The following is a 9879-nucleotide window of genomic DNA, read 5'->3' on the forward strand; positions in this document are numbered from 1 at the left end:
GTTGGCCTGCTTCAGCGCACCGAGCGGGCGTAGGCGGCCGGTGACACCCCGGCCACGGCGGTGAAGTCGCGGACCAGGTGGGCCTGATCGCTGTAGCCGAGGTCGGCGGCAAGATCCGCCCAGCTCAGCGGGCCGCCAGCGGCCTGTTCGACGGCCTCCTGAAGGCGGTAGCGGCGGATCACCCACTTCGGCCCGGCCCCCACGTACTCCGTGAAGAGCCGCTGCAACCGTCGAACCGGAACGTCCTGCCGCGCGGCGAAGTCGTCGACCCGCAGCACCGTCCGGTCGGCGCGGATCGCCTCGGCCAGCCGGACGGCCTCCTCGGCCATCGGGTCCGGCTCCGGGCTCCAGGCGGTGAGCAGGGCGTCCAACGCGCGGCAGCGCTCGTCGTCGGTGGCCGCGCACACCACCTCGTGGGGTGCCGCCAGTCGGCCAGCGGGCAGTGGCACCCGTCGGCCGGTCAGTTCGGTGACCGGCCGACGCCAGAACGAGTGGAACCCGCCGGGGCGGAACTGCACCCCGCAGACCCGTCCGGTGCCGGTGAGCGTGATCCGGAACAGGTCGTTGCCCACCCCGGCCACCTCGCCGGACTCCGGCCCGTCACTGTCACGCCGGAACACCACGTTCACCGCCGGATGCGGCACGACACGCTGCTCGAACGGTGCGCTCAACGTCCAGTCGATCAGCCAGTAGTGCTCCACCCAGGGGCGTAGCGACTCCATCGGCAGGCGCCGACGGAACCGCACCGCGCGCAGCATGCGCCCGGGGTCGAGAATCCCCCGGCTGTCGCCACGCGGTCGGTGTCGCATTTATTCAAGACCACCCTCATACGCTGGCCCTATGACCACTCAGACTAGCGACCTGCTGGCGGCTGCCGCGCCGCGAACCGTCGACGTGGTGCGCGGCATCGCCGACGACCAGTTCGATCTGCCCACCCCGTGCCGCGACTACCTGGTCCGCGATCTGCTCAACCACCTGTTCGAGGTGGTGGTCAACTTCCAGGACCTGGCCGTCAAACGGCCTGTGGAATGGGCCGAGAAGCCCGACCACCTCACCGACGGCTGGCGGGACCGGTTCAAGACGGAGACCGACAAGTTGATCGCCGCCTGGGCGGATCCGTCGACTCTGGAGGGTGTGTCGCCGGGGATGGGCATGCCGCAGTCCGTCATCGGCGGCATGGCTCTGCTGGACCTGACCGTGCACGGTTGGGACCTCGCCGTCGCCACCGGTCAGGCGTACCAGCCGGCCCCGGAGGCGGTGGCCGAGCTGCACGGGCTGGTCGAGCAGTTGGGCCCGACGGCCCGCAAGATGGGCGTCTTCGCCGAGCCGGTGTCGACCCCTGCGACCGCGACCTCCACCCCCGACCTGGCCCACCTGCTGACCCAGACCGGCCGCATCCCCACCTGGCCCGCCAGCACTGCCCTGGACGAACCTCGCACGACGTGAGCCGCGTTTCCGCCGGGTGCTCGCTGTGATCGACTCGGCCTTCAGGATGTCGGGGCATCAGGACCGCCAGGAAGGCCCGATTTCCAGGAAGCCGAGTCGGGCCAGGCCAGGCCAGGCCGGGTCGGCGAGTTCGACCAGGTCAGGCGGTGAGTAGGCCGGAGGAGAGTGCCACAAGGGCGCCGATCACCGCCGAGCAGCAGCAGACCAGGAGGCCGGCGACCACGGCGAGGATCAGCCAGACCCGACGATCCCGCGCCAACGCCGCGACGCGCGGCCGGTTGACGTCCTCGGCGGCCCCGCCGTCACCATCCGTAGCCCCGGTCACCCCGGAAGTCTAGGCCCGACACCCGCGCCGACCCCGCAACACCAGACCGCGCGGCGCCCGCCATCCGGGTGTCGCGCGGACCCTCCCATGATCGCGCTCGATCAGGGATGTAGTGCCCTCCCCGACGCCCGAGGGCACTACTTCCACGATCGAGCGCGATCACGCTCGCCTGGATCAGGCGCGACCGATGCGGTCCAGGATCCAGGCGTTGATGAACGCCTCCTCACGCCAGGAGTCGTAGCGACCGCTCGGGCCGCCGTGCCCGGCGCCCATCTCGGTCTTGAGCAGGTAGTCGCCGTTCGGGGCGACCGCCCGCAGCCGGGCGATCCACTTCGCCGGCTCCGAGTAGAGCACCCGCGTGTCGTTGAGGCTTGTCACCGCGAGGATCGCGGGGTAGTCCATCGCCGCGATGTTCTCGTACGGCGTGTAGGACTTCATGTACGCGTACACCTCGGGGTCCTCAAGTGGGTTGCCCCACTCCTCCCACTCGGTGACGGTCAGTGGCAGCGACGGGTCGAGGATCGACGTGAGCGCGTCCACGAACGGCACCTGCGCGACGATGCCGGTGAACGCCTCGGGTGCCAGGTTGGCCACCGCGCCCATCAGCAGGCCGCCGGCCGAGGCTCCGCGGGCGACCAGCCGGTCGCTTGCCGTCCAGCCGGCCTTGACCAGGTGTCGGGCGCAGGCGACGAAGTCGGTGAAGGTGTTCTTCTTGGCCAGCAGCTTGCCCTGGTCGTACCAGCGTCGGCCCATTTCCCCGCCGCCGCGGGTGTGCGCCACCGCGAAGACCACGCCCCGGTCCAGCAGTGACAACCGGGCCACCGAGAACCACGGGTCCATGCTGGCCTCGTAGGAGCCGTAGCCGTACAACTCGCAGGGGGCCGAGCCGTCCCGGGGGGTGCCGACCCGGCAGACGAGCGAGATCGGCACGCGGGTGCCGTCGTCGGCGAGTGCCCAGTCACGGTGCTGCTCGTACTCGGCCGGGTCGTACGGTCGTCCGTCCGGGCCGGGCAGGACCGGCTTCTGCTTGCGCAGCACCATCTGCCGGGTGACCAGGTCGTAGTCGTAGATCGAGTCGGGCGTGACGAGCGAGGAGTAGCGCAGGCGGACCTGTCCGGTGCGGTACTCCGGGTTGGCGTCGAGGCCGACGCTGTACAGCGGCTCGGGGAAGTCGATGTCGTACGAGTCGTCGCTGCCCACCGGCAACACCCGCAGCCCGGTGAGCCCGTCGGTGCGCAGTGACACGACCAGGTGGTTGGCGAAGGCGTCCACGGCTTCCAGCCGGGTGCCGGGGGTGTGTGCGATGACCGGCACCCAGTCGCCGGGCGTGTCCGCCGAGGTGAACGCCAGCGCGAAGTCCTCCGCGCCGTCGTTGTGCAGGATCAGGAAACGGTGGCCGTGGTGCTCCACCGCGTATTCGACACCCTGCCGGCGGGGAGCGATGACGGCCGGCGCGCCGGTCGGGTTTCCGGCGGGGATCACCAGGACTTCGCTTGTCACCTTGCTGTGGACGTCGATCAGGATGAACTTCTCCGACCGGGTCAGCTCCACGCCCACCCAGAACCGCTCGTCGTCCTCCTGGTGGACCACCACGTCGTCCCCGGAGGCGGATCCGACGGTGTGCCGCCAGACCCGATTGGGGCGCCAGGCGTCGTCCACGGTCACGTAGAACAGCACCGACGCGTCGGCCGACCAGGCGGTGCCGTAGAACGTGTCCGGCACCTCGTCCGGCAGCACCTCGCCGGTGGTCAGGTCCTTCACGCGCAGGGTGAACCGCTCGTCGCCGGAGAAGTCGGTGGAGTAGGCCAACCAGCGGCCGTCCGGACTGACGTCGAACGCGCCGAGTGAGAAGAAGTCGTGCCCCTCGGCGAGCAGGTTGCCGTCGAGCAGCACCTCCTCACCGTCGAGCGGGGCGCCGTCCGTGCTGACCGGGGGCTCGATCTCGCCGTCGCGTACCGCGCGCCGACACTGCACCCCGTACTGCTGACCCTCGACGGTCCGGGTGTAGTACCAGTGCCCGCCCTTGCGGCTCGGCACGGACAGGTCGGTTTCCCTGGTGCGTCGGCGGGTCTCCTCGAACAGGTCCTCGCGCAGCGCGGCCAGGTGCGCCGTGCGCGCGTCGGTGTACTCGTTCTCGGAGGTCAGGTAGGCGATCGTCTCCGGGTCGTCCTTGGCGGCGAGCCAGGCGTACTCGTCGACGACTGTGTCGCCGTGGTGCCTGCGCTCGCTGGGCACCCGCTTCGCCGCGGGCGGGGCAGTCTCGGTGGTCACGGCGGCCACGTTACCGGTCGGTGCCGGTGGCGAGCCGTACCAACGGCATCCCGATCAGCGCCACCACGGCTTTAGAACACATGTACGATAGCCGGCATGGCGGCAGCAGCGAGTTCCCTCGGCCGGTCCGGCGCTCTGGAGATCACCCGACGACTGGCGGCGATCTGCGGTCCGCCGTTCTCGCGGCTCGGCGGTGCGGCCGACGAGGTGGCGGGTCGGCGGGCACGCTGGGTGGCGGTGCCGGGCGGTCCGGCCGCCGCCGCCGAGGTGCTGCGGTTGGCTGCCGCGCACGACCTGGCGGTGGTTCCCCGCGGGGCCGGCACGAAGATCGACTGGGGCGCCACGCCCGTGCAGGTCGACATCATGCTCGACACCGGCCGGCTGGCCGGCATCGGTCACGAGCCGGTTGGCGCGCCGGTGGCCGAGGTGGGCGCCGGCACCCCGCTACGAGCGGTGCAGACCACGCTGGAGCGCACCGGGCAGCGGCTGGCGATGGACGCCCCGTCACCCGGCGCGACCCTCGGCGGGGTGCTCGCCGCCGGTGAGGCCGGTCCGCTGCGTCACCGTCACGGCAGCCCCTGCGACCAGCTGCTCGGTGTCCGTTACCTCTCCGCCGACGGTGAGTTGGTGAGCGCCGGGGGCGGTGCGCCGGGTCTCGACCTGGCCCGGCTGCTCTGCGGCTCCCAGGGCGCGCTCGGTGTGCTGGTGTCGGCGAGCCTGCGGGTGCAGCCGATGCCGGCGAGCCGGCTCTGGGTGTCCCGCCCGGTGTGGACGCCGCTGGAGGTGCACGACCTGATCCGGCAGATCCTCGCCGCCCGACTGGAGCCGGCGGCCGTCGAGCTGGACCTGCCGGGAGCCCCCCTCCGACCGCGTACGCCGTACCCGCCCGGCCACCCGTCCGCGACGGCTCGGGAGCGCCACCCGTCGATGTCCGGGCGTTCCGGTGTCCCGTCCCGGGCGGGCAGCCTGGTGGTGCTGCTGGAGGGTGGCCCGGCCGACGTCACCGAGCGCGCCGAGCGACTTGTCGGCCTGCTGCACGGGGAGGCGACAATCGCCCACTCCGCGCCGACGTGGTGGCGTCGCTACCCGTTCGCGCCCGGCGACACGGCGCTGCGCCTGGAGGTGCCGATCGGTGACCTGCACGCCGCCGTCTACGCGCTCCGCGACGCGGCCGGCGCGCCGGTGCCGGTGCGCGGGTCCGCCGGGCTGGGTGTGGTGCACGCGGCACTGCCCGGAGCGTTGGCTCCCGACCGGGTGGCGTCCATCCTGGCCGCCGTCCGGGGGGTGCTGCTGGCCCGGCAGGGCCGCTGTGTGGTGGTCTCCGCTCCGGCGGCGGTCCGCCAGGCCGTCGACCTCTGGGGCGAGTTGGCCGGCCTGGCCCAACTGCGGGCGGCCAAGGAGCACCTCGATCCGGACCACCGGCTCGCTCCCGGGCGCCTGCCCGGAGGGCTGTGAGCCCACACCGCCGGCAAGGCTGGGCGGCCGGCCGGCCCGGCCGGCGTGGTCAGTCCAGCCACCACCGGTGCATGTCCAGCAACTGGGGGGTGAAACGGGCCACCAGCACCAGCAGGCTGCCCACCACCCCGGTCAGCAGCAGCGCCGTTGTCGCCCGGGGCAGGGCTTCGCGTTCCCGGGCGACAAGTGCCACCGCGACGATCGCCAACAGCGGCCCGAGCACGGCACCCACCAGGTACAGGATCGCGACCACGGCGTAGAGCCAGAAGAACGGGTTCACCCCGGCCATCCCGAAGGGGACCATGTCCTTCGGGTCGTACGCGCCGGTCACCATGTCGGCCGGGCCGACCCCGGCAGCCACCATCCGACCCAGGTAGAGCGCGAGCACGACGAGGAACGCGCCGATGGTCGCGAGTTGCGCCACGATCAGGGCACGGGCCATCGGCCGGGAGTACGACGCGTCCTGCGCGACACTCGTCATGGCCGTCAATCTACCGAGCCGACCCGGGAACCAGGGCCGCGCGTGCCGGTCAGGTCGCGTCGTTGCGGAGCACCAGGATGGCGATGTCGTCCCGGGGTGGCTCCACCGAGAAGTTGATCGCGGCGGAGCGCAGCCGGGCGGCCACCACGTCGGCCGAGTATCCGGCCAGGGGCGCGGCCGCGTCCCGCAGTCGGTCGGTGCCGAACAGCTCCCGGCCGCGCCGCCGTTCGGTGACGCCATCGGTGTAGAAGATCAGCGAGTCGCCCGGCGCGAGCGTGATCTTCGCCGTTGGCGTGGTGATCGTGTCGAGCAGGCCGAGCGCGGTGCCGCTGGTGCCGACGAACCCCGCGCCACCCGCACCGGCCAGCAGCACCGGCTGGTCGTGCCCGGCCAGATGCAGCGACACGTCCAACACATCGCCCGGGCCCGGCCCGACCGCCGCCAGCGCCAACGTGCAGTATCGTCCGCCACCCCGCTCGACAAGCGTCTCGTTGAGCCGAGCCAGCACCTCCGGCAACGGTTTGCCGTCGACGACAAGCACCCGGATCACGTCTCGGACCAGCCCGGTCACCGCGGCGGCCTGGACGCCCTTGCCCGAGACGTCACCGATCACCACCAGCCAACGCCCGTCGGGCAGCGGCACCACGTCGTAGAAGTCGCCCCCCACCTCGGCGTCGTCGCCGGTCGGGACGTACTCGGCGGCGAAGCCGATCCCGTCCACGAGCGGCAGCACCGGCGGCAGCAGGGACTGCTGGAGCGTCTGCGCCACGCGGCGGCGCTCGGCGTGGATCCGGGCGTTCTCGATGGCAAGCGCGGCCCGCCGGGCCACGTCCTCGAGGACGGCCACCTCGTCCGGGTCGTGCCGGTGCCGCTGGTGCCGGCCCACCGCCAGGGTCCCGAGCCGCTGCCCCCGCGCGATGAGCGGGACCGCGAAACCCTCCATCGGCCCGCCGAGGGGGATCTGCGCGGCGCTGCGGGACGCCTCGCGTAGGCGAGCCTGGATGGAATCCGGCCCGGTCTCGGCCAGCACCTTGTGCAGTTGCGGCAGCATCGACTCGTCGGCGTGGCTGGCCGCCGCCAGCCGGAGCCGGCCCCACTCGTCGGCGGTGTGCACCGCGCACCACTGGCCGAGCCGGGGGACCACCAACTGCGGGACCAGGGCCATTGTCAGGTCGACGTCCAACGACTGGGCGAGCAGTTCGCTCGCCTCGGCCAGGAACGTCAACCACACCTGCCGCCGGACGTCGGCCCGGCGCAGCCTGTCGTTCTCCAGGTGCAGCGACAGCCGCTCGGCGGTGAGCACCGCCAACGGCCGGGCGTACGCCGACGGCGCGGCGTCCAGCTCCAGCTCCCCGGCGTACGGGCGGTGCACCGTCAGCGGCACCCGGAGCAGCTCACTGCCGGGGCGGGGTGGCCGACCGAAGTGGGCCAACACCTGGCGCCCCTGTCCGTCGCCCCGGTCGAGGCGGATCGTGCCGCCGGCCGCTCCCACCATCTCGGCGACCCGGCTGAGCAGGCTGGTGGCGAAGTCGGGCAGCGGGTCGTCCGCGTACAGGTCGGGGGCGGTTTGCATGAGTTCGCTCATCGCGCTGGCGCTCGGCGCGGATTTGTCGGTGCTCATCCGAGGGTCGCCACCGCTGCCCTCGGTCTGCGGGTCGGCGCCGGGGCGGTCCAGCCGGAACCAGACGCCCTTGCCGGTGGGCAGGTACGTGGTGCCCCAGCGGCTGGCGAAGTGGTCGACCAGGAGCAGACCCCGGCCCCGTTCGGAGACCTCGTCGATCTCCGTGGAGTCGTTGCGGGCGCCGACGGTCAGCTCGTCACCGGAGCCGGGGGCGAAGTCGGAGACCGTGACGGTCAGCCCGACCTGGTCGGCGACGACCTCGATGTCCAACTCGGTGCGGGCGTGCTCGACGGCGTTCGTGGTCAGCTCGGTGGTGAGCAGCAGGGCCTCGTTGACGAGTTCGTCCAGGTGTGACTCGGTCAACACCGAGCGGACCACGGCGCGGGCGGCGGCCGGCGTACGGCGGTCGGCGGGCAGGCGGACGCGCCGGGTCGTCCCGTCCCGGGCCCCGGCCGTCGCGGGCCCCGCCTCGGCTGACACCCTCGTATCCTCCACCGTCGCCCCGTCGGGTGCCAAGCCGATCATCAGTTGCGCGCACCTTTCCCACCATCGGAGGGGGAGGGGTGATCGCCACGGTGCGGCGTGTTCGGGCCGTTCTGCGAGGTGTGCGAGGGCGCGGGCCGGCCTCGCACCGATCGGGCGGATCGGATGGCGGTCGGGGCCGCCTGGCGGGTCGCGCACCCTGGCACTACGGCGCTCGCGGGCACAATATGGGGTGCCGGTGTGTCCGTACGGACCGGCGGCCCCCGAGTGGAGCGAGGAATGATGACCACGGCGAAGCAGTCGGTAGCGGATCCGTCCGCGCCCGACCACGAGGCGCTCCTCGGTGAGTTGACCGAGGCACTGCGACGGATCGGTCGCGGCGACCTGAAGGTCCGGCTTCCCCGCCGCGCGGGCGCGGCCGGTGAGGTGGCGGACGCCTTCAACGAGGTGGTCTCGCTCCAGGAGCGGCAGTACCTGGACCTGCGGCGGATCAGCCGGATCGTCGGTCGCGACGGTCGGCTCACCGAGCGGCTCGACGACGAGGGGCTGGACGGTTCCTGGGCGGAGGGGCAGCGGGCGATCAACTCGCTGATCGACGACCTGGGCCGACCGACCACCGAGATCGCCCGGGTCATCGTGGCGGTCGCGGACGGCGACCTGTCCCAGCACATGGCGCTGGAGATCGACGGCCGGCCGCTGCGCGGTGAGTACCTGCGCATCGGGCGCACCGTCAACACAATGGTGGACCAGCTCTCCTCGTTCTCGAACGAGGTGACCCGGGTGGCCCGCGAGGTGGGCACCGAGGGCAAGTTGGGTGGCCAGGCCGACGTGCGGGGCGTCGCCGGCACCTGGAAGGACCTCACCGACTCGGTGAACACCATGGCGTCGAACCTGACCGGCCAGGTGCGGTCGATCTCGCAGGTGGCGACGGCGGTGGCCAAGGGTGACCTGTCGCAGAAGATCACGGTCGGCGCGCGCGGTGAGGTCGCCGAGTTGGCCGCCACGATGAACTACCTCACCGACACGCTGCGGCTCTTCGCCGAGCAGGTGACCCGGGTGGCCCGCGAGGTGGGCACCGAGGGCAAGTTGGGCGGCCAGGCCGAGGTGCCGAACGTGGCCGGCACCTGGAAGGACCTGACCGACAGCGTCAACTCGATGGCGTCGAACCTGACCGCCCAGGTCCGCAACATCGCGCAGGTCTCCACGGCGGTGGCGCGTGGTGACCTGTCGCAGAAGATCACGGTCGCGGCGCAGGGCGAGATCCTGGAGCTGAAGGACACCGTCAACACGATGGTGGACCAGTTGTCGTCGTTCGCCGACGAGGTGACCCGGGTGGCCCGTGAGGTGGGCATCGAGGGCAAGCTCGGCGGTCAGGCCCAGGTGCGCGGGGTCTCCGGCACCTGGCGCGACCTCACCGAGAACGTCAACCAGCTCGCCGGCAACCTGACCAGTCAGGTCCGCAACATCTCCCAGGTCTCCACGGCCGTGGCGAAGGGCGACCTGTCGCAGAAGATCACTGTCGACGCGCAGGGCGAGATCCTGGAGCTGAAGAACACCGTCAACACGATGGTGGATCAGCTCTCGTCGTTCGCCGACGAGGTGACCCGGGTGGCGCGCGAGGTGGGCACCGAGGGCAACCTGGGCGGTCAGGCCCAGGTCAAGGGCGTCAGCGGTACGTGGCGCGACCTGACCGACAACGTCAACTCGATGGCGTCGAACCTGACCAGCCAGGTCCGCAACATCGCCTCGGTGACCACGGCCGTGGCGAAGGGTGACCTGTCGCAGAAGATCACTGTG

8 protein-coding genes are annotated in these 9879 nt (G+C 71.9%); 3 read left to right on the forward strand and 5 right to left on the reverse strand.

Going from position 1 to position 9879, the window contains the following annotated elements:
- Positions 1-11: 11 nt before the first annotated feature.
- Entirely contained in the window at positions 12-746 is a 735-nt protein-coding gene (locus ACGFH8_RS09320) for a DUF6597 domain-containing transcriptional factor (RefSeq protein ID WP_393365515.1), read from the reverse strand.
- A gap of 94 nt (positions 747-840) precedes the next feature.
- Between ACGFH8_RS09320 and ACGFH8_RS09325 the strand changes: the two genes are divergently transcribed.
- Positions 841-1446: a TIGR03086 family metal-binding protein gene (locus ACGFH8_RS09325; protein WP_393365516.1), complete on the forward strand. Its 606-nt coding sequence runs from the start codon at positions 841-843 to the stop codon at positions 1444-1446.
- A 139-nt stretch (positions 1447-1585) separates the two neighbouring features.
- Here the strand turns inward: ACGFH8_RS09325 and ACGFH8_RS09330 are convergent, their stop codons facing one another.
- Both ACGFH8_RS09330 and ACGFH8_RS09335 read right to left on the reverse strand, forming a co-directional pair.
- Complete coding sequence (locus ACGFH8_RS09330; RefSeq protein ID WP_393365517.1) at positions 1586-1771, reverse strand: hypothetical protein; 186 nt, start codon at positions 1769-1771, stop codon at positions 1586-1588.
- Between the two features lie 174 nt (positions 1772-1945).
- Positions 1946-4042, reverse strand: coding sequence for a S9 family peptidase (locus ACGFH8_RS09335; RefSeq protein ID WP_393365518.1), 2097 nt, complete (start codon positions 4040-4042; stop codon positions 1946-1948).
- Positions 4043-4138: 96 nt separating this feature from the next.
- On the opposite strand from ACGFH8_RS09335, the gene ACGFH8_RS09340 reads away from it, so the two are divergent.
- Positions 4139-5497 (forward strand): FAD-binding oxidoreductase, encoded by a 1359-nt coding sequence (locus ACGFH8_RS09340; RefSeq protein ID WP_393365519.1) that lies wholly within the window; start codon positions 4139-4141, stop codon positions 5495-5497.
- Between the two features lie 49 nt (positions 5498-5546).
- On the opposite strand, the gene ACGFH8_RS09345 is transcribed toward ACGFH8_RS09340, so the two are convergent.
- Positions 5547-5978, reverse strand: a complete 432-nt coding sequence (locus ACGFH8_RS09345) for a hypothetical protein (RefSeq protein WP_393365521.1) — start codon at positions 5976-5978, stop codon at positions 5547-5549.
- 49 nt (positions 5979-6027) lie between these two features.
- Positions 6028-8079, reverse strand: coding sequence for a SpoIIE family protein phosphatase (locus ACGFH8_RS09350; protein ID WP_393365522.1), 2052 nt, complete (start codon positions 8077-8079; stop codon positions 6028-6030).
- Between the two features lie 285 nt (positions 8080-8364).
- Between ACGFH8_RS09350 and ACGFH8_RS09355 the strand changes: the two genes are divergently transcribed.
- The coding region (locus ACGFH8_RS09355) for a HAMP domain-containing protein (protein WP_393365524.1) at positions 8365-9879 on the forward strand (1515 nt) is incomplete at its 3' end.

The sequence above is a fragment of the Micromonospora sp. NPDC049175 genome (assembly GCF_043197345.1).
Classification (GTDB): domain Bacteria; phylum Actinomycetota; class Actinomycetes; order Mycobacteriales; family Micromonosporaceae; genus Micromonospora.